Source organism: Leisingera aquimarina DSM 24565 (assembly GCF_000473165.1).
GTDB classification, from domain to species: Bacteria; Pseudomonadota; Alphaproteobacteria; order Rhodobacterales; family Rhodobacteraceae; genus Leisingera; species Leisingera aquimarina.
Genome location: NZ_AXBE01000011.1, coordinates 221,506 through 242,330, shown reverse-complemented (window position 1 = coordinate 242,330; position 20,825 = coordinate 221,506). Strand labels below are relative to the sequence as shown.

The following is a 20,825-nucleotide window of genomic DNA, read 5'->3' as shown; positions in this document are numbered from 1 at the left end:
TTTGTCACCGACCTACAACTTTTCCAACCGCCGCGAAGAAACACGGCGGCTGACGGTTTCAGTCGGCAACCCGCGGCTTATCTCTCCGGCGGATAACCGGCATCAGCGAGAACCGAAACGAACCGGTGCTCGGGCTCCGCCGAGGCAACCGTTACTGTTAGCGTGACCGGGTCAGCCTTCACCTCCGCTTTGGGGTCGACCGAATGCACTGCGTTTGTAACCCTGTTAGCGCAGCCACCACACGTCATGTTCGGGATCTGAAAGCGCATGAGAATCTCCTCTTTTGTCTCACGCACATCAAGTACGGCTTTCCATCGTTGTAAGGTCAAGTGATGTAAGAAAATATTTTCTTGCTTGACCTTCCAATCGTTGGAACCCGCATCACTCTTTGTGAGTGATGATTCGAACGACAGGAAATGGACATGAATGCTCACATTGAAATCCCCCCGGAAACGCCAAAAATGATACACTTCCCAATAGAAGGGATGACATGCGCCTCCTGTGTCGGAAGAGTGGAAAAAGCGTTGTCAGCTGTCACTGGAGTGGTGTCGGCCAGCGTTAATCTAGCGACCGAGCGGGCCGAGGTCAGCGTCTCAAACCCATCGGTGTGGCCCGAACTGATCCGTGCTGTCGAAGCGACCGGATACTCTGTCCCTGGAAAGACCATCGAACTTGCCGTTGAAGGAATGACCTGCGCGTCTTGCGTGGGGCGCGTCGAGCGGGCGCTTCAGTCTGTTCACGGCGTTACCAGCGCAACCGTGAACCTTGCAAGCGAGCAGGCCACGGTGGAGGGAACGGCCGAAGTGTCTGCCCTGCTCGCTGCCTTGGCTAAGACCGGCTACACTGCGCGCGATGTCGCGCGCGACATCGCCGAGGATGAGGCCAAGACGGCCCGCAAGGACGCTGAACAGGCGCTACTGAAGCGTGATCTCGTCCTCGCCGCCGCTTTCGCGCTGCCGGTCTTCGTACTCGAGATGGGCAGCCACATCATTCCCGGCATGCACTCCCTGATCGGCTCCACTATTGGCCACGAAGCAAGCTGGCTCCTGCAGTTCGCGCTGACAAGTTTCGTTCTCGCGGTGCCGGGCCTGCGCTTCTACACAAAGGGCATGCCCGCGCTTCTTCGCGGTGCACCCGACATGAATAGTCTCGTCGCTGTCGGCACGCTCGCCGCCTATCTCTTCTCGGTCGTGGCGACCTTCGTGCCGGGCGTCCTGCCTGAGGGCACAGTCAATGTCTACTACGAGGCCGCGGCCGTGATTGTCACCCTCATACTGTTGGGCCGTTACCTCGAAGCGCGGGCTAAGGGCCGCACTTCTGAGGCGATCAAGCGGCTGGTCGGACTTCAGGCCAAGACCGCGCGTGTACGCCGTGACGGCTCGATCGTGGAGATCCCGGTGGCCGAAGTCACCCCAGGCGACATCGTCGAAGCTCGTCCTGGTGACCGTTTGCCGGTCGATGGCGAGGTCGTCGAGGGTGAGAGCTATGTCGATGAGTCCATGATTACCGGCGAACCGGTGCCGGTCGCCAAGACCGCCGGGTCCGAGGTCGTGGGCGGCACCGTGAACCAGCACGGGGCGCTTGCCTTCCGCGCGACGGCGGTCGGCGGCGACACGATGCTGTCGCAGATCATCCGTATGGTCGAAGCGGCTCAGGGCGCCAAGTTGCCTATCCAAGCCTTGGTCGATCGCGTGACCATGTGGTTCGTCCCGGCGGTCATGACGCTGGCGGCGCTGACTTTCGGAGTTTGGCTGATCTGGGGCCCCGATCCGGCCCTTACCTTTGGTCTGGTCAACGCGGTTGCCGTGCTGATCATTGCCTGCCCCTGCGCGATGGGTCTGGCCACGCCGACCTCAATCATGGTCGGTACCGGACGAGGCGCCGAGATGGGGGTGCTATTCCGCAAAGGCGAAGCGCTGCAACTCCTGAAAGAAACCCGCGTCGTCGCGCTCGACAAGACCGGCACTCTGACCGAAGGAAAGCCCGCCCTAACCGATTTCGTCCTTGCAGACGGCTTCGACAGGGTGGAGGTTTTGGCGCACATGGCAGCAGTTGAGGCGCGCTCTGAGCACCCGATTGCCCGAGCCATCGTCGAGGCGGCAGAGGCCGAGAGACTAGAGCGCCTGCCAGTTGAAAACTTCGCCTCAGTGACGGGTTACGGCGTGGAAGCGACAGTCGGCGGTAGCCGCATCCATATCGGTGCCGACCGTTTCATGCGCAAGCTTGGCCTCGACACTGCTTTTTTCTATCGGCTGGCCGAGCGCTTGGGAGACGAGGGCAAGACACCGCTCTACACCGCCATCGACGGCAAGCTTGCAACTATTATTGCCGTGGCCGACCCGATTAAGGCATCGACGCCTGAAGCCATCGGGGCTCTGCACGATCTTGGCCTCAAGGTCGCGATGATCACCGGCGACAACGCGCGTACAGCGAAGGCTATCGCCCGGCGGCTCGGAATCGACGAGGTGGTGTCCGAGGTGTTGCCCGACGGAAAGGTCCATGCCGTCAAACGCCTCAAGGCGATGGGCCGTTTGGCCTATGTCGGTGACGGCATAAACGACGCACCAGCCCTGGCTGAAGCGGATGTGGGATTAGCCATCGGAACCGGCACGGATGTGGCTATAGAAGCGGCTGACGTTGTACTGATGTCCGGTAGCCTCAAAGGTATCCCCAATGCTATCGCGCTGAGTCATTCGACCATCAGAAACATCCGTCAGAACCTATTCTGGGCCTTCGCTTACAATACGGCTCTGATCCCCGTCGCAGCCGGGGTGCTCTACCCGGTCTTTGGGGTTCTGCTGTCACCAGTCTTCGCGGCGGGTGCCATGGCGCTCTCTAGCGTCTTCGTCCTTGGAAACGCGCTGCGGCTCAAGCGTTTCATCGCCCCAATGATGGGCGAAACTTCGCCCAGCCATCCGCCCTCCGCGTCAGTGGCGGCTCCGGCAGAATGATTGCACGTGCCCCGGGTCTTCCCTGCCCGGGGCACTCCGACCATCCAAGAGAAGGATTTTATCCATGCAATCTAGGACAAAGAACACGGCCGGCGTCGCCAAATACACCACCCCGACTTGTCCCGATTGCCGCCAGTTCAAGGCATGGCTCGACCGAGAAAGCATAGCGTTCGAAGAGCACAATCTTAGCGACACGGAGGTCATAGGGGAGGCGAAGGCACGTTGCGGTGTGCGCGTTCCGGCCATCACTTCGATCGACACTGGTGTGCCCGCGATACCTACGCAGACCAGAGGTTAAGGATCGAATGCGCTTTGAAAATGGAGAAACTGAAATGACGTTGCAGTTCGCAAAGTCCACGACCGTCCACGAGGCCAATCTGCAACCGCGGGGCCAGCGCTTCCGGGTAGTTGAAAAGGAAACGATCCTTAAAGCGGCACTCGAACAGAACGTTCCATTTCCCCATGGCTGCAAGATCGGCCGTTGCGGATTGTGCAAGTCGCGATTAACCGAAGGTGACGTCCTACATAGCGACCATTCGGATTCAGCCCTTTCACAGGACGAGAAGGCTGGTGGCTTGGTTTTGCCGTGCGTAGCGACTCCGACCAGAGATGTCGCGCTGGCGCCCGTTCTGCTGGAAAGTTCGATGCCTGGCCACGCGCTGCGCAATTTCGGCACCCAAGTCACCGCCGTGCAGGACCTGACCCATGACATCATGCTTGTCCGTCTTCGCCCCGAAGGCGATCCGCTCCAATTCGCTCCAGGTCAGTACGCGACACTTACGCTACCGGATGGAACGTCACGCGATTACTCGATGGCGAACCGTTCCGGCGCGGCGGAGCTTGAATTTCATCTCTGCCGGGTCCCCGGTGGGCGGTTTTCCGAACATGCTCATGCCAAGCTCGAACTCGGCGACGCATTGCGTGTCAAGGGACCCTTAGGAGCTGCGTACCTGCGTACGGACCATACCGGTCCGATCCTTGCCGTGGCCGGTGGCTCCGGCCTCGCCCCGGTCAAATCGATCGTCGAGAGCGCCATTTGGCTGGGCATGCGCCAACCCATCCACGTCTACTTCGGAGTACGGGAAGCGCGTGACCTTTACTTGACGGAACACTTCAAGGCGCTTGGCAAACGTCACCCCGGAATGACCTTCACCCCGGTGCTGTCGAAAGGGACGAAAGGCGGAAACCATCGAACCGGCATGGTGCACGACATTCTAGCACACGATTTCGGTGACTTGGCAGGCTGGAAGGTTTATGCTGCAGGCCCGCCGTCAATGATCGAGGCCGTCACCGAGCTCGTGCTCGCCACGAACCTTGCCTCGGATGATATCCACGCCGACATCTTTTGACCCCGGGAACGGAAGTCCGCATCAGACAATCGAGTAGGGGCAGACATGAACATTGGAGAAGCAGCCAATAAGTCCGGCGTGTCGGCGAAGATGATCCGGTATTACGAGCAAACCGGTCTAATTCCGCCGGCACAGCGCACAGCATCGGGATACCGCGAGTACTACGAGAAGGATGTGCACATGCTGCGCTTCATCCGCCGCGCAAGAGATCTCGGGTTCTCAGTCGAGGAAATCGGGGAGTTGCTTGGGCTTTGGACGAGCAAGTCGCGTAAAAGCGCCGATGTTCGGCAACTTGCTCAAGCGCATTACTATACCCTTCAGCGGAAAATCCAGGAACTCGAAGCCATGTCCAGCACCTTGGAGACCTTGATCGAGGCCTGTACTGGTGATCACCTCCCGGACTGCCCAATCATTGCGGACTTAGAAGGGAATGATCTGGAGTGCGCTCTTCACCGTAAACAATCTCGGTCCGGTGCTATCGCGCAAACCCAGTTTTCCGCAAAAAGATAGCAGTACCCTTCCTCTCCGAGGCGCAGGCCGTCCTAAACGGCCTGCGCTAAGGCTCTTGGCTTCTTGAAGGTGCCTGCCCTATCGCCAGACGCGCAGTGCAACGCAACAGGGTGTTACCCTGCGCCACACTGGTATTTCTCCCAATATCATCTGCTCTGAACGGGCCGTAGGCTCGGGCGAAGCTTTCAAACTGGGAGGATTATATGAACCTGGAGGAATACGCGGCCCACGATGCCGTCGGACTTGCAGAACTCGTCTCGAAAGGGGAGATCACCGCAGATGAACTCGTCGCACTGGCGAAAGAGGGTATCGAAAAAACGAACCCCGCACTGAATTTCCTCGTCCGGGAAATCGAAGTGCCGGTCAAGGGCGATGCCTCCGGGGCGATGGGTGGTGTGCCCTTCATGGTCAAAGATATACTTATCCAAGCTGCCGGAGTTCCACAAACCATGGGGTCGCGCGCATTGGCCGGCGACATATTCTCCGCACCGCACAGTTCCGAGCTTTTCAAACGGTTTCAGAAGGCTGGGCTAACCACGATTGGCCGAACTGCAGCGCCGGAATTCGCCTTCAATGGCACCACGGAACCTGTTGCGAACGGACCCACGTGCAACCCATGGAACACCTCAATCAGCGCAGGCGGATCAAGCGGTGGATCTGCCGCCGCTGTGGCTGCCGGTGTCATCCCGCTCGCGCATGGCAATGACGGCGGGGGATCGCTTCGCATTCCGGCCGCAGCTTGCGGCTTGGTCGGCCTGAAACCCAGCCGAGGGCGCACGCCGCTGGGACCGGATTACCAGTTGCCCCTGATGGGTATGGTCAGCGAATTCGCAATGAGCCGCACAACCAGGGATTCGGCCGTTCTTCTCGATCTCGTCAATGGTCCGGAGGCCAATTCCTTCGTTCCGCTGGCTAAACCCGAAATTTTGTACAGCGAAAGCATCAAGCGCCCAATGACAGGGTTGCGGATCGCCATCGCACCACAGGGCTTCAAAGGGGAGAAACCTACGCAGAAAGCGCTTTCGGACGAGGTACGCCGAGTCGGCAATTTGTTGTCTTCGATGGGGCACAACGTCACCGACATTATCCATATCCCCTTCGATCCCGAACAGTTCCACACCGCGAACTACCGTTTCTGGATGTCGTTCCTGGCGCGTGGTGTCTATGGCCTTGCCCAAGCCTTAGGGGTCGAACCCAACACCGAATTGTTTGAAACCTGTACTCTCAGAGGCGCGGAGGCCGGTCTCAAGATAACCGCCCCGATGATTGAAGAGGGCATTCAGATCATGTCGGGCATCTGCCAGCAGATGGGAACATTCTTCTCGGCCTATGATGCAGTAGTTCTTCCACCCTATGCGAATCTGGCGCTTCCGCTAGGGGATTCAAACCAGAACCATCCCGACTGGACCATCGATCAGTATTACGATGAACTATTCGCTCGGTTTAATTCGACCGCCCCATTCAACATGACGGGACAGCCTGCGATCGCAGTTCCCACCGGCATAGTGGACGGTGTGCCGGCCGGTGTGCAGATTGCGTCCTCGGTCGCGCGAGAGGATATTCTGCTCAACCTTACGGCACAGCTCGAAGAAGCTACGAATTGGACCGCTCGGCGCCCCGGCATCCACGTCGCCAACAACTGAAATCAGTTAGGAAATTGAATTTCAGCATTCCGGCCTCTGCAGTGATGCACCTTTCTGGGATCATCGCGGCAGAAGCCGACTTGCTGCATCGGGCAATTGCCCATGCGGTTATCAGTTACAAACTTGCAATAGGGGAAACCTATGAAAGTTCTCGACCTTGAGGCTACTCGCGCCGCTCTTCCCTTCGACAAACTCGTGGAGGCTATCGATCATGGCTTTCGCGGAGAATACGAGACTCCGCTTCGTCACCAACACAACGTTGGAAACACCGCTGCCGAAGATGACGTTATTTTACTGATGCCGGCATGGCAGCAGGAAGGTTTCGGCGGCGTCAAATTGGTCAACGTCGTTCCTGGCAATACCAGTCGGGACCTTCCTGCCATATCGTCGAGCTACATCCTTTTCGACCGTGACACCGGCGAACACTTGATGATGCTGGACGGGGGCGAATTGACGGCACGACGTACCGCTGCCGCGTCAGCTCTTGCCGCGCGGCGTCTTGCACGCCCCGACAGCAGCGCGCATTTGATTATCGGTGCTGGACGGGTTGGTCGAAACCTTGCCCTATCATATCGGGAGGTACTGCCGATCGAGCACACCCTAGTGCATGATCTTCGCCGAGAAAATGCTGAGCGCATGGCCGCTGATCTGAACGCTTTGGGGATCACAGCCGACGTCATCGACACGGCTGAAGAGGGCATTGCCGAGGCCGATGTGGTGTCCTGCGCCACGCTCGCCAAATCACCAGTAATTAAGGGAAAATGGCTGAGAAGCGGGCAGCACATCGACCTCATCGGCAGCTTTACTCCCGAAATGCGTGAAGCCGATGACCACGCCATCGAGCGCGCAAGCGTGTTTATCGACACCGAGGACGCACTCCGCGAAAGCGGCGATTTGATCACTCCGATCCAAAATGGCGTCTTGGCCCGCTCGGAAATCGCCGGGACATTGAAAAACATCTGCGCCGATAATGCTTTCCCGCGCGGCAACCACGAGGAAATAACCCTTTTCAAAGGCGTGGGAACCGCGATCGAGGATTTAAGCGCGGCGATCTTGGCCTATAAACAGAGCTGAACCAGAACATAACAGGCCCCCGCAGCCTTGTAGAGGGGCCAGTTCGCGCAGTGTGATGTAGCCGTTCTGTGAGCCTGAACAGATGGCTCACAGAACGGCTACGGCGCGATTTTTTAAGGCGGCTTTAGAAGCTATTACTGATCTTCACGCCCGCTGAGAATGCGTCGTTGCCGGTGAACGAAATAATCGCGGAATCTGCACTGCCAATGTCTGTGTACCGGACACCGGTTGTCACCTTCCACCCCTCGGCCTCATAGGAAACAGCAGAGTCATAGCTGACATAGCCTTCGGTGCCAGAAAAGTTGCCTACAATGTAGAGCGATGACTGATAGGAAGACCTTCGGGAACCTGCCGTATCGGACCGCGACGCTCCGCCAATCCTTCAGCCTGCTGAACATGATCTCAATCCGATTGCGGCGCTGGTCGTATTTCACCGCCTCCTTCCGCTGTTTCCGGTCAGGAATGCATGCGAGTATCTCTTTGTCTTTTAACGCTTCTCCGAACCCGCTCGCACAGCGTATCCGCTGACCAGGATGACCGTCCCAGCAAAGACTGGATCCGAGAGGGCCGCGCCAACCCGGCTTCTTCCGCCAGCATCCAGCCCGTCTTGCGCTCCGCTCCAGACAACAGGCCATCAATGAACACGCCCGCGGAGGCGCGTTGTTCAGAACGTTTGAACGCAGGGGCGATGACATCCTTCAAGCCTTCAAGTGCATGCGACCAATCTGAAACGCTGCCCGCCCAATCCGAAACAGACATGACTCATCCCTCCCAATCCCAGAGAAAGATGAATCAGAAATCCAAAACAAACGCAATTGTAGTACTAACCCTAGTGCATTGGCTGAAAAATCGGCCCCGATCAGCAGCGGCTATAACACATTCTGATCGCAACCGACTTTCCCATGGTATTTCTTGAAATCCATCCATCTCAACGACCTCAATGTTTTGGACCACGGGAAATCATCATTCCTCATCGTCATAATGATAAACCAGAAATCCTCCGTTAATCAGTCCTCTCAATATGTCCCATGGGCGTTGAGGCCGGGCAGCTATCTCATACATCCCGAAGGAAATATGGGAAAATAGAAAAGGGAGAGATAACTCTCCCCCCTTAAGTTCTGAATCTAAAAGTCATTTTAATTATGTGTTTGCATTTGCCCCTCTGTTTCGCCATGAGCAGCCTCATGTGCCGCGCCGTGAGCGTCGCCGTGAGCGTCGCCGTGAGCGTCGCCGTGAGCGTCGCTATGCGCACCAAGACCGGAAACCCATAGGTAAACGATAAACAATAATACAACCAAAATGACCGCAATAAAACCACCCCCCAGGGCATTATTAAGTTTTGAAGAAGTCATTCGACCCAATGTCTCATCCTTGTCAAAAAAATGGTGCCTCACTAACGCGATAACATGAAGCGCTATCATCACAAATAAAATAGCGCCGATTAAAAAATGAACATCTTGTAAAGTCGCCATGAGTTCATCGTCTTTACCTAATAAACTCGGCAGTGCAAATAACCCAAAAAAATTCACAGGAAACCCTGCCGCATTTGACATCAACCAACCAGAAACTGGCATCGCAACCAAAAGCGCGTAAAACGCAAAATGCACTAATCTTGCAAGGCTAAACTCCAGGTTTGAATGATTTTCCAGTTTGGCAGGCGCCCCAAAGATTTTACGCATGACAATCCGGACAATCATTAGCCCGAGCAGTAACACGCCAAGTGATTTGTGAAGGTCGTAATAGTATATCAAGTCCTCAACGACCTGAATACCCTTCATATATAGCCCCAAGGTCAAAAGCCCCAGCACCAAAAAGGCAACACAAAAATGAACAACCTTGAGAGGCAATGCATATTGCTGCATGTCTCTTTCCTTCCTCACGATAGTTTTTACTACATCTTCGCCAGGGTAAAAGATTCCCAGACTGGAGTGTCAAGAAGAAAGTACGGCCAGAAAATGTACTGATGGCGGAATCTTGTTAAGAACTATTTTACAAAAATGAATGAGCTTCAGGGAATCACAACCCGCTATGACAAAACTGACGCCAGCAATGCGGCAAACCGGAATCTCGTCGCAGCTGTCATTGCAAGTCGACAGTTGTCAACAAACCCTAGACATTTTTAAAGTCATCGCTCTAGCTAATGCCGCAGGACACATTCCGGCAAACGCCTGGGCCATTTGATGACCTCCGGCTTAAAGCGGATCAGTTTGGGCAATTTGACCTGCGGCACCAAACAGAACATCACCACTGACGAAAGACCGTTGCCGGTTTTAGGGGCTCGCTGACTGGTTTTTCGCATCCGCCCCGAACAACAATATGAGGCCATGACCTCGAAAAGGACTATGACCCCGGCACGGGCAGCGAAATAAGCTTGACGAAGATCTGCAATTAAAGGGCCGATTGACAATTTAAGCGCGGCGATCTTGGCTCATAAACAGAGCTGAACCAGAACATAACAGGCTCCCGCAGCCTGGTAGAGGGGCGTTTTCGCGCATTGCGATAGGCCTCGAACGCGGTACAGTTCCCGCACCTGCCGTGTTGGTATTATGAAAAACTTTTCTGCCGCTAGAGTATCTCGGCAAGTAATTCGACTGGATGACGCACTCTCCGGCCAGAGAATCGTTCTGTCTGGCACCTGCAGGAGAAGCCCGTTGCCATAGCTCGCTCGGGTGCCGATTCCACTTTTTCGCGCCAGGACAGATCATAGAGCCGCTTCGAGGTATCCAGGTTTTCCACCTCGTGCCCGAAGCTTCCCGCCATCCCACAACATCCTGTTTGCTGCGGCTCAACAGTAAGACCAAAATGTTCGAAAATAGCTTGCCAGCGGGAGGCGACGCGAGAATCGGACGCTTTCTCCGTACAGTGGGTAAACAGGTGGAAAGGCCTGTTCTCCATTAGTTGCGGGCGAGCGGAAAGACGGCCCTTTGCGATCTCTGCGGAGAGGAACATGTCCAGCGACAAAACGCTTCCCTCCTTGGCGCCAAAAGCGCGGTACTCGTCACGCCAGAGAGAATGCACCGACGGCTCCAGAACGAGCAGCGGCACCCCCGATTTTTCGAGAGAGCGGATACGAGCGATCGCCTTTTTTGCGCCGCGCGCAAAGGCCTTACGCATTCCCAACACATGCAATGCTTTCCCGTTGGATTGGGGGCGGGTGCGAAAAACCTGGTAGCCCAGCTTTTGCAGGAGTTGTTCTGCCGTGTCGATTACAGCGCCATCAAACGTGCCGCTGAAGCTGTCCTCGATCAGGTTGACGGCGGCGGCTGACTTCTGCCTTCGTCGGAGGAAGTGTCGCCTGCTGTAGGCGGGACGAACCCGCGGCAAATCTACGAGCCCTGAAGCACGCAGAGGGCCGCTGGCACTCCGTAGTAACAAGTTGCTCAATCCAGGAAACGTCCTGAGTAAGGGTGCGCAAGTTTCCATTGCCGCAAGCAAATAATGCCTGAGTGGCCGCCGCCGGCGCTGATAGAGGACTTCAAAGAAGTGCGACCTCATGTCCGGGATGTCCACCTTGACGGGACATTGGGAGGCACAGGCCTTACATCCTAGGCACTTCTCCAGGCTGTCACAAAGTCGCTGTTCCAGTTCGGGCAGTAGATCTCTTGCTTCGGTTGCGTCAGCCCCGCCAGAAGCGCAAACCGATCGAAGCCGCAACCATTCGCGTATCAGGGCCGCCCGTCCTTTCGGCGAAAGGCGCCGGTCACCACTTACCTTGTAGGACGGGCACATCGTATCGTTGAAGTCGATGTTGAAGCATTGGCCGTTTCCGTTACAAGACACAGATTTCTCAAATCCGGAAATGTATCTGTCCCATATGGCCGCATCATGGCTGCCGCGAAACGGAACCGCGTCGACTGCAAGCAATTTCTGCTCTGATCGTGGCGCCGCGATTTTTCCGGGATTAAGCAGGTTGTGCGGATCGAAAACAGCTTTGATGTCACAAAGCGCCTCGTAAAGACGCCGTCCGAAGACTTGAGGAACGTATTCGCTCCGAACGCCCTTGCCGTGCTCCCCCCAGATCAGCCCGCCTTTTTCCCGCGCCAGTTTCGCGACTGCATCCGAAACCGGGCGTATCTTGGCAGCATCCTGTAGATTGCGCATGTCGAGCGCCGGCCGGACGTGAACGCAGCCGACATCCGCGTGGCCAAACATTCCGTACGCCAAACCCTGCCGGTCCAGGATCTCGCGCATGCCGGCGACGAATTCCGGCAATTTCTCGGGCGGTACGGCGGCGTCTTCCACAAAAGGGGTTCCCTGGCGCGAAACATCCATCCGTCCAAGCAGCCCGACACACTTGGCTCTTAAGTCCCAGAGCCTATTAATCACGCCCTGGTCCTGCACGACCCTTTCGCAGATCAATGCGGTAGGCCGCTTTCCACCGAGTTCCGCAAGTTTCGTAATTGCCTCCTCCAACGCGTCCTGGCTGTCGGTCTGCACCTCAACGAAATTCAACCCCCGAACCGGGCGAGCTTCTTCATTCGACAAAACCGCCTCGATGTCGGTCCAGACAGGATCCTGTTGTGCAAGTTCGGCGATTTTGTCATCGATAAATTCGATGGCCAATGGTTTTGCCTCGACGAGACGCTGAACGTCCACCAAAGCCATATGTGCATCGTCATATGAAACGATCATCAACGCGCGGAATGCCTTCTTTCGGGTCAGCTGAACCGTCATCCTCTTGGTCAAGGCCAGGGTTCCTTCGGATCCAGACAGCAATTTGGACAGACGGAATCGTCCCTTGGAATCGAAGATCTGATTCAGATTGTAGCCCGTCAGCCCGCGGTTCATCGTGGGGAAAACCCTGGCTATTTCCTCGGCCTCTGCGCTCAGAACCCTTCGAACCTCTCTGTGGATCGCTCCCGGCAGGTCGGAGCGGGCGCAGACCCTGTCCAGGCTTTCTGGGGCAAGCGGTTCGGCCCGCCAATTACTCCCATCCGAAAGCACGACATCCATTGCCAGAACGTGATCAGACGTGCGGCCATGCACCCTAGAGCCTTTGCCAGAGGCATCCGTTGCAGCCATGCCGCCCAAAGTGGCCCGCGAGGCGGTCGAAACAGTAGGCGCAAAGAACAACCCATGCTCGCCAGCAGCGCGATTCAACTGGTCTAGGATAACGCCGGGTTGCACCACCGCGATCTGGCTTTCTGGGTCTATACTCTCGATCCGGGTAAGGTGACGCGAGCAATCGACGATAACGCTGTCTGTCAGAGATTGCCCGTTAGTTCCCGTACCGCCGCCGCGGGCCGTTAAGGCGATCGCATGGTAATGCGCCGCTCGCATGATCCGGTTCAAATCCTCCGGATCGAGCGGATACAGAATTGCGAGCGGTCGCCGTTCATAGATTGAGTTGTCAGTGGCGAACACCGTGCGGGTCGCATAATCCTGCGCCACCTCGCCGAGGTACCCTTCGGCTTGAAGCGCCTTTTGGAACTCCGCCATGTCGTTTTCAGGGAAAGTCATGTCCGCCACTTCGACCATTACGCAGCCTTGTCGGAGACGAAAAGGTGGCGTTGCCCGAGCGTTTCCAGTGCCGCTTTCAACGACTCGGCCTCTCGACGTGCATAGATCGCCATTTCATCCGCTACGGCCGTTCCCAGTGCCGCTTCGAATGCTGATTGATTGGCGCGCCCGGTATGGCCGGAATGGTTGTCACTACCCAGGTTTGACCTGAAAATCCCAGCGGCAGAAACTGGCAAGAAATCTTCGTAGACTTGGGGAGTAGCGACCAGAGCTTCAGCCTTGAGCAAGGCATCAACGCTATCCGCGTGGCCCTGGAAACAGGCGTCCTCTGCCACTTGGTAGTCAAAAAACGCCAGCCCCTCACGGCGCAGGTTTGCCCAACCGTCCGGGAAAGCAGAAAAGTGTTTTTTTAGTGTAGAAGTGTAGGCCTCAGCGTCTCCGCTGTTTTCGGCCACTTCTGGATCACGTCGCACCGCAGCCAAGGTTTCGTCGTAAAGCTGACGCCCTTTTGCCGTCAGGGCTACGCCCCGTTGTTCTATTTCGCCGAACCGCGCCGTGTGCTTGCCCGCGGCATCCGCGCCCTCGAATACGATGGCTTCCTCCAAGGCCTTGAAGGATGTCTGCCGCAAGAGGATGTCAGCAGCACGTTTCGGCGGCCCTTCGATGATTAGTTTGGGGGTAATGCCGCGCTCCAGCATTCCAGTTTGTACGGCGTCGATGTTCAACGTCCGGGGTGTCAGGTGGTTAATATGCGGGCCTCGAAAGCTGACGACATCTGCTATCAGCCGGTGCGCCTCGTGGAGTCGCGCGTATGTTTCCGCGCTCACTGTAGCTTGAGAATGCCAGCGGAAGGTTTCCAGCGCCTCGCCGACGAACCTTTTGGCCTCTTGCCCCGTCAACCCGCCGTTTTCCTCGGCCCGAGCGATTAATTCGAACGCGCGACCTGAAATGATTTGGCGCTCAGCCAATATCGCTTCCGCAGCTTCCGCCAAGTCCCGATCTTCGAGAAGGTCCAGGCGCAGCAAAGACGTGAAGATTCGAAACGGGTTGCGCTTCAAGGCCGTCCAGGAAGTCGGCCTGAACGCGGTTGAATGTACCGGCAGCCCAGCCACCGACAGATCATAATAGCCGACTGGATACATCCCCATGACGGCAAACATCCTGCGAATGTTGAAAAGTTCCTCTGCCGTGCCGACGCGGATTGCTCCATGACGTTCGATATCCAGACGGTCCAGCTCACCGGCGGCTTCCAGCCTTACCTTGAGCTTCGGATTCGCGCGTAGCGTAGCTTCGTTGACTTCGTTCACCAAGTCTATCAACTCGCCGTATTGGGGCACTTCTTTGCGGTACATTTCTGACATAGCGCGAGAAAACAGCGTGCGAATGTCATCTGGATGCATGTGTTGAGACATTAGGTGTTCCTTCAGGATAAGTGAGCGTCGCGCCTATCGCAACGGGATTGGCTTGACGGCATGGGTGAACGTGGCGCCAAATTCGTAGTATGCCGCGCGCACGGATTTGAAGCGTTCGGCATGATGCCGGATCGGAGCGATTGGGAGATCCTCGGACCTCCCGGTCAACAACGCACGAGCGGCGGCGGACCCAAAAAGCGTTCCCGGCGCGATTCCGCGGCCGGAATACCCAAAACAGGCATATGCGCCGGGGCCGAATTCGACGATCTTCGGAATATGGTCACTGGTCATCGCGATTTTGCCGCGCCAAGCATGATCCAGCGATACCCCGGCCAGTTGAGGGAACAGGCGTTTGAGTTTCCGAGAGGCCCAAGACGCGTGGATCGCCCCTCCCGGCCCTTGCAGATTACCGATCCCGCCGAATACCAGACGCCCGGCCGCGTCGGTCCGAAAGGAACTCATCACCAGCGCGGTGTCCCAACAGCCCTCGCCCCCGGGCAACAGCTTCCGCAGCAAATGTCCGGGTAGAGGTTGGGTCGCGAACTGCGAAAAATACACCGAAACAAACTGGGGATCATATGACCCAGAAAGAAACTCGTGATAGGCGTTCGTCGCTAATAGCAGGGTTTTGGCGCGGATCTTGTGCGGCCCCACAGCCAGTTGCCACACGCCACCGATCCGGTTCAGACCAGTTGCGCGTGTTCTGGAAAACAAATGGCCTCCGGCCTGTCGGGCTGCGCGCGCCAGGCCCCGGCAATAGGCCAGCGGCTGGATTGTACCGGCACGGGGATCGAACAACGCCCCATGCAGACCAGCTGCTCCCGTACGGCGGGCGGTTTCCTCGGCGGACAGCAGTTGAACCGGCGCGCCGATCGATTTGCCTTGCCGATAGCGGTTTTGCAGTTCGCGAAAACCTCCAGCCGAATGGGCGCAATGTAGGGTTCCGTTCCGCACCGGATCACAGTCGATCGCGTGGGTCTGGATACGGGAAAAGACCTGTTCGGGACCGGCCGCGAGAGCCGACAGAAGCCGGCGACCGGGACCGGAACCCATTTTCGAAACGACTGCATCCGGCGGCAGCCAAAGCCCGGCATTCACCAGTCCTACATTGCGACCAGATCCGCCGCTGCCGAACTCCTCTGCTTCGATCACCGCGACCGAGGCACCAAGGCTAGCGGCTTCAAGGGCGGCCGAGGTTCCCGTGAAACCGCCCCCGATCACCGCCAGTTCGACGGACAGATCTCGGTCGAGAGGGCCTGCTCCGGGATCTTCAGAACAGGTCACCGACCAGAGGTTTTCACGACGATCAAAAGTCAAACTTGACCCCTTGCGCCAATGGCAGATCCGCGGAGTAATTCACCGTGCTAGTCTGACGGCGCATATAGCCCTTCCAGGCGTCCGATCCGCTTTCACGCCCCCCCCCGGTCTGCTTTTCGCCACCGAAGGCACCACCGATTTCTGCGCCAGATGGCCCGATATTGACATTAGCAATCCCGCAATCCGAGCCCTGGGCCGAGAGGAACGTTTCGGCCTCACGCATGTTCAGCGTGAATATGCAGGAGGACAGCCCCTGAGGCACATCGTTCTGCAACGCAATCGCCTCCTCAAGTGCCTCGTATTCCATTACGTATAGAATCGGAGCGAAGGTCTCTGCTTTCACGATGTCCGTCTGGGCGGGCATGAGGGCGATCGCCGGAGCGACATAAGCACCGCCTGGAGGTACTCCCTCGGCTACGACCATACCGCCAAACACCGTCCCGCCTTCGGATTTCGCCACATCGAGCGCGCGTAGCATCGTGTCGCTTGCCGCGGCATCGACAAGGGGCCCCACAAGCGTGCCGGCAACGCGCGGATCCCCCACTGGAAGAGAGGCGTACGCCTTGACGAGCCGGTCCACCAACTCATCCCTGACTGTTTTGTGGACGATCAGGCGGCGCAGCGAAGTGCAACGCTGCCCCGCAGTTCCTACCGCCGAAAAGATGATTGCCCGTACGGCCATGTCGAGATCCGCCGAAGGTGCAACGATCATTGCGTTGTTGCCGCCCAGTTCAAGGATCGGCCGTCCCCAGCGCGCCATAACCTTGGGGCCGACAATGCTGCCCATGCGTGTCGATCCGGTGGCCGAAAGAATTGGCACGTCCTTCGACACGGTCAGCGCCTCGCCGATTTCGGCGCCGCCGATTATCAATTGCAGCAAGCCGTCGGGTGCATCGTCGCCAAAGCGGGCCAAAGCACGTTCCACGATTTTCATCGTAGCCATAGCGGTTAGCGGGGTCTTCTCCGAAGGTTTCCAAATCACCGAATTTCCGCAAACCAAAGCCAGCGCCGCGTTCCAAGACCATACAGCGGCGGGAAAGTTGAATGCCGAGATCACACCGCAGGGCCCCATGGGGTGCCAGGTTTCCGACATCTTGTGGCCAGGGCGTTCCGAGGCGATGGTCAAGCCATAGAGCTGCCGAGACAGGCCGACTGCGAAATCGCAAATGTCGATCATTTCCTGAACTTCGCCAAGCCCCTCGGACCGGATCTTGCCAGCTTCCAGCGTGACGAGCTTGCCGAGTTCTTCTTTAGCAGCGCGCAGTTCTTCACCTATCATACGCACAAGCTCGCCACGGCGGGGCGCTGGCAGGTTACGCCACGTCTTGAACGCCGCCTGCGATCGGGCGATAATCTTCGGCATCTCCGCGGGGTCGGTTTCCTTGATGCAAGCAACCTCCGCGCCATCGATGGGTGAGCGAACAGTCAGCGAACCACCCGCCAGATCAGCCTCGTCGAAGCCCGCCGCGTTCAGCACGTCATTGTGAGGCATGGGTGTTTTCTCCATATCTTGTTAGAGGAGCGACATAGCGCTCCGGTTGTCCCAATTCCGATTGTCGGATTTTGAAAGAATATCTCAGCCGAGTTTGTCGACGGCTCCGAAGATCCGCTCGATACCTTCAGTCAGTTCGTCATCGGCGTAGGCGAAGGAAATTCGAACATGCCCGCCCAAGCCGAATGCCCGGCCCGGCACGACGGCCACACCAGCTTTGTCCAAAAGCCAAGAACAAAACGCACCGTCCGAAGGAAAGCCACCTCGCTCCATCACTCGCGTGACCGACGGGAATACATAAAAAGCGCCATCCGGTCGTGGGCACCGAAACCCTCGGATCGCATTTAATCCCGCCACTGTCTTGTCGCGTCTCGCTCGAAAGGCGTCGCGACGGGTCTTCAATAGTCCATCGTCACCGTTCAAGGCAGCCAATCCCGCCGCTTGCGAAATCGAACACGCCCCAGACGTCACTTGCCCCTGAATGACCGTCATGGCCTCGATCAACTCGGATGGGCCGATCCCCCAGCCAATACGCCAGCCTGTCATCGCCCAAGCCTTTGACAGCCCGTTCACAATCAAGGTCCGGTGCATCAAATCCGGCGCGGCATCCCGAAACGACGTGACCGGAACATAGCTGAGATGTTCATAGATTTCGTCCGAGATTACCCAGATGTTTGGATGACGCTCGAGAACCTTGGCGAACGCCCGGATTTCATTAGTGGAATAGACGGCGCCGGTCGGATTGGAGGGCGAATTCAACATCAACCAGCGGGTTTTAGGCGTAATCGCCGCCTCTAACGCCTCCGGTGAAAGTTTGAAGTCATCAGACATCAAACATGGCACGACAACCGCCCGGCCGCCGGCCATTTTCACGATCTCCGTGTAAGACGACCAGTATGGTGCAGGAATGAGAACTTCGTCACCGGGATCGAGCGTGGCGAGCATGGCGTTGGCCAGCACCTGTTTCGCACCGGCCGAGATCAGAACCTCGGCCCGGGTGACGCCGGCCTTGGTTGCAACAGAATCGCGCAATTCAGACGTTCCAGCGGTGGCTGTATAGCGTGTTTGCCCAGCCAACGCCGCCGCATGCGCGGCCTCAACCACGGGTGCCGGAGTCGGAAAGTCCGGCTCGCCGGTAGACAGCACGATCACGTCTCGTCCCGCTCTGCGCAATGCCGCAGCCTGCTCTGAAAGGCGGACGATTTCGGACAATTCAACCGAGGCGATACGTTGCGCCCGGCGGAAATCAGTTGATGCGTTCATAGCAGTTGGCGCCCTTTGACCTTCACAGCGTTTTCTTTATCCGACACTTAAATACTGATAATGGTCATATTAAAAACGACTTGTGATCACAGGGTCTGGAGGAAAACTCACATGATAGCGCCACGCCGCTTCCTGCCGTCGATCAGTTCTTTGCTTGCGCTCGAGGCAGTAGCACGCCTCGGGACAGCCACCGCAGCAGCAAACGAGCTCTCGTTGACACACTCAGCGGTAAGTCGGCAGCTGAAGGTTCTGGAAGAACAGCTTGGAACAGCCTTGTTCGAGCGCCAAGGTCAGGGTTTGGCCCTGACGGTGTCGGGGATTGATTATGCGAATTCCGTCCGAGACTGCTTGGAGGCACTTGCCCGCGCCTCACTGAAGATCAAAGCGAACCCTTCCGGAGGCAGCTTGTCTCTCGCCACCCTCCCGGCCTTTGGAACACATTGGCTCGCACCAAGACTACGAAGGTTCAGCCACGAGTTTCCCAACATAACCGTCAATCTGGGAACCCGGCTGGCTCCTTTCGACTTCAACCGTGAACAGTTTGATGCAGCAATTCACTTTGGCCGGCGCGATTGGCAAGGAGTCGAGTATCTGGAACTCGCTCGGGAACGTGTTGTTCCGGTCTGCTCACCTGACCTGATCTCTACACGTCCAGTCGCCGCAGAGAGTTTTTTAGAGATGCCCTTACTGCACCTCGAATCACGACCCGGTGCCTGGGAGGACTGGTTCGAGCACCACTCCTGCCCTGCTGGAAGACTGCACGGGATGCTCTTCGACCAGTTCACCACTATGGCCGAGGCCGCTTCGCTCGGGTTTGGTGTAGCATTGTTGCCCGAGTTCCTTGCGACAGAGGTGGTCAAGCACGGCAAATTGGTCCGCGCGTTTGAGAACGCGATGGAGTTGCCTCACCGGTATTATCTGGTTTGGCCGAAATCGCGGGCCCCAAGATCGCCTTTAGAACAACTCATTGAGTGGCTCATAGCCACAGAGTGCGGCGACGCTCCGAAGCGTTGACGCGAAGGATGCGGCAGGCAAGTCAACCGCGATGCAGCAGGCGCAACCCAATTTCCACGGAAAATCGGATCGGCGAGGACTTTCAAAATTGTCGGGAGTGTCCACCCGTCACTAAAGAGGCGGGTTCGGGCAGCGCCGAAAATGCACCGGTGCGCTGCCTAGGCCCGCGCTTGCTGGATGTGGAGTGGCTCCAGTCGCCTTGGTGCCGCTAACAAAGTAATCGCCAGCCGTGATGAACGATCACGGCGGCAGCGGCCGCCCTATTGGAAACATCCAGCTTCTGCAGGATTGCTTCCACATGTGCATTCGCGGTTCGCCTAGTGATTTTAAGCTGTTGCGCGATGTCAATACTCCGGTAGCCTTCCGCGACTAAGCTGGCAACTTCTAGTTCACGCAAAGTAAGTGGTAGCGACACGACCCCCAAGTCGCACACGATGAGGTGGTTGCCGTCTTTCCCGAGTTGCTGGACGCCTGCATTCCAAAGACGGAAAGAATGCAGTCCGTCCCTGCAGCGGACAATCCAATTGGACGCGCCCGCTCCGGCCTTTGCTCTTGCCGTTTTCAGAAAACCATTCTTGTCGCGCCATCCAGCTTCAGTTCCTCGAAGCGTTAGAACCGCACCGGTGTGATCAATTGCGAAGACTGATTGGGGCTCGCTGTAGTCTTGGGAAACGAGGTTTCGAAACGAGACCGGATCCAGAAGGTTCGCCACGGTAGTCGAAATATCATCCAGAAAGGACCTTACGTCATTGTCGATAAGGCCAGCTTCCGCCAATGAAAGATTTTGAAATCCGACAAGCCTACCGGAAGAACTTACGAGAGGTGTTGTGACACAGTCGCCATGCCCCTCTCCCCGGATGCAATCACTGAGCACTTTAAGCCCCGGCTTTTCATCCCATCGAACATCATTGTACCGAAGAGAGCCTGTCAGGGAAAATAGCCCAAGTGCGGAGAGTTCACGCTGGTAGGAATTCGTTTCCAGATGCGCCACCATTTGTTGGCTGTACCCGGAGGAGAACCTTGACTGAAGACTGTTGTCGTGTGACGCGATCAGAAAATTTACTGCGACAACAGGTATTTCACGGCTCAAACTGGCGACGATTTCCTGAGTTTGCGTGTCACGCGGCATAGACGAAGATGCAATCGCAGCAATCTCTCCAAAGGATTTCTGGAAGCTTCGGGAGCGGGAAGTCATGCCTATAAATCCGCAGCGGCGATCAGCGTGTCAAGACAAAGGCTCGAAGTTTGTCTCCTTTTAGGTATCCGTCTTTCCCAGCAATGAACTGTGGAGTTCTCGAGTTCGGCTGACAGATTTTGATCTGTCTGGCAGCCGGAAAGAG

General features: G+C 57.1%; 15 protein-coding genes and 2 pseudogenes. 7 read left to right on the top strand and 10 right to left on the bottom strand.

The window, feature by feature from the left end:
- Positions 1-77: 77 nt before the first annotated feature.
- Positions 78-434, bottom strand: a complete 357-nt coding sequence (locus AQUI_RS31425) for a heavy-metal-associated domain-containing protein (RefSeq protein WP_211235975.1) — start codon at positions 432-434, stop codon at positions 78-80.
- Between AQUI_RS31425 and AQUI_RS0101175 the strand changes: the two genes are divergently transcribed.
- The 6 genes from AQUI_RS0101175 to lhpI all read left to right on the top strand — a co-directional run bounded on the left by AQUI_RS0101175 (position 423) and on the right by lhpI (position 7,527).
- A complete protein-coding gene (locus tag AQUI_RS0101175; protein WP_027255903.1) occupies positions 423-2,951 on the top strand; it encodes a heavy metal translocating P-type ATPase in 2,529 nt (842 codons plus the stop codon). The two genes, AQUI_RS31425 and AQUI_RS0101175, sit on opposite strands and share 12 nt — an antisense overlap.
- A gap of 64 nt (positions 2,952-3,015) precedes the next feature.
- The gene (locus AQUI_RS32385; protein ID WP_084294188.1) at positions 3,016-3,249 is read left to right on the top strand and encodes a glutaredoxin family protein; all 234 of its coding nucleotides are present in this window, start codon (positions 3,016-3,018) and stop codon (positions 3,247-3,249) included.
- A 7-nt stretch (positions 3,250-3,256) separates the two neighbouring features.
- Positions 3,257-4,300 carry a 2Fe-2S iron-sulfur cluster-binding protein gene (locus AQUI_RS0101170; protein WP_245596817.1) on the top strand — a complete coding sequence of 348 codons (1,044 nt, stop codon included), beginning with the start codon at positions 3,257-3,259 and terminating at the stop codon, positions 4,298-4,300.
- Positions 4,301-4,345: 45 nt separating this feature from the next.
- A complete protein-coding gene (gene cueR / locus AQUI_RS0101165; protein WP_027255901.1) occupies positions 4,346-4,810 on the top strand; it encodes a Cu(I)-responsive transcriptional regulator in 465 nt (154 codons plus the stop codon).
- Between the two features lie 203 nt (positions 4,811-5,013).
- Entirely contained in the window at positions 5,014-6,453 is a 1,440-nt protein-coding gene (locus AQUI_RS0101160) for an amidase (protein WP_027255900.1), read from the top strand.
- A 141-nt stretch (positions 6,454-6,594) separates the two neighbouring features.
- Positions 6,595-7,527, top strand: coding sequence for a bifunctional Delta(1)-pyrroline-2-carboxylate/Delta(1)-piperideine-2-carboxylate reductase (lhpI, locus tag AQUI_RS0101155; protein ID WP_027255899.1), 933 nt, complete (start codon positions 6,595-6,597; stop codon positions 7,525-7,527).
- A gap of 269 nt (positions 7,528-7,796) precedes the next feature.
- On the opposite strand, the pseudogene AQUI_RS30505 reads toward lhpI, so the two are convergent.
- The 8 genes and pseudogenes from AQUI_RS30505 to AQUI_RS0101120 all read right to left on the bottom strand — a co-directional run.
- Positions 7,797-8,039: pseudogene (locus AQUI_RS30505) on the bottom strand (transposase); the annotation flags it as partial.
- Positions 8,026-8,286: pseudogene (locus tag AQUI_RS32380) on the bottom strand (IS701 family transposase); the annotation flags it as partial. The pseudogenes AQUI_RS30505 and AQUI_RS32380, both read right to left, overlap by 14 nt.
- Before the next feature lie 377 nt (positions 8,287-8,663).
- On the bottom strand, positions 8,664-9,389 hold the full coding sequence (locus AQUI_RS26670) for a cytochrome b (RefSeq protein WP_051371730.1): 726 nt from the start codon (positions 9,387-9,389) through the stop codon (positions 8,664-8,666).
- A 703-nt stretch (positions 9,390-10,092) separates the two neighbouring features.
- Positions 10,093-13,005 carry an FAD-binding and (Fe-S)-binding domain-containing protein gene (locus AQUI_RS0101140; protein ID WP_027255898.1) on the bottom strand — a complete coding sequence of 971 codons (2,913 nt, stop codon included), beginning with the start codon at positions 13,003-13,005 and terminating at the stop codon, positions 10,093-10,095.
- Positions 13,005-14,399 (bottom strand): 2-oxoadipate dioxygenase/decarboxylase HglS, encoded by a 1,395-nt coding sequence (gene hglS / locus AQUI_RS0101135; protein ID WP_035919436.1) that lies wholly within the window; start codon positions 14,397-14,399, stop codon positions 13,005-13,007. Before hglS ends, AQUI_RS0101140 begins: the two co-directional genes overlap by 1 nt.
- Positions 14,400-14,432: 33 nt before the next feature.
- Entirely contained in the window at positions 14,433-15,716 is a 1,284-nt protein-coding gene (locus AQUI_RS0101130) for an NAD(P)/FAD-dependent oxidoreductase (protein WP_027255896.1), read from the bottom strand.
- The gene (gene amaB / locus AQUI_RS0101125) at positions 15,706-17,208 is read right to left on the bottom strand and encodes an L-piperidine-6-carboxylate dehydrogenase (protein ID WP_027255895.1); all 1,503 of its coding nucleotides are present in this window, start codon (positions 17,206-17,208) and stop codon (positions 15,706-15,708) included. The genes AQUI_RS0101130 and amaB overlap by 11 nt, the downstream gene beginning before the upstream one ends.
- Before the next feature lie 84 nt (positions 17,209-17,292).
- Positions 17,293-18,471, bottom strand: coding sequence for a pyridoxal phosphate-dependent aminotransferase (locus tag AQUI_RS0101120; RefSeq protein WP_027255894.1), 1,179 nt, complete (start codon positions 18,469-18,471; stop codon positions 17,293-17,295).
- Positions 18,472-18,582: 111 nt separating this feature from the next.
- Here AQUI_RS0101120 and AQUI_RS0101115 point away from each other — a divergent pair, with 111 nt between their 5' ends.
- Entirely contained in the window at positions 18,583-19,485 is a 903-nt protein-coding gene (locus AQUI_RS0101115) for a LysR family transcriptional regulator (protein WP_027255893.1), read from the top strand.
- A 208-nt stretch (positions 19,486-19,693) separates the two neighbouring features.
- Here the strand turns inward: AQUI_RS0101115 and AQUI_RS29600 are convergent, their stop codons facing one another.
- Positions 19,694-20,680, bottom strand: a complete 987-nt coding sequence (locus tag AQUI_RS29600) for a helix-turn-helix domain-containing protein (protein ID WP_084294182.1) — start codon at positions 20,678-20,680, stop codon at positions 19,694-19,696.
- Positions 20,681-20,825: the final 145 nt, after the last annotated feature.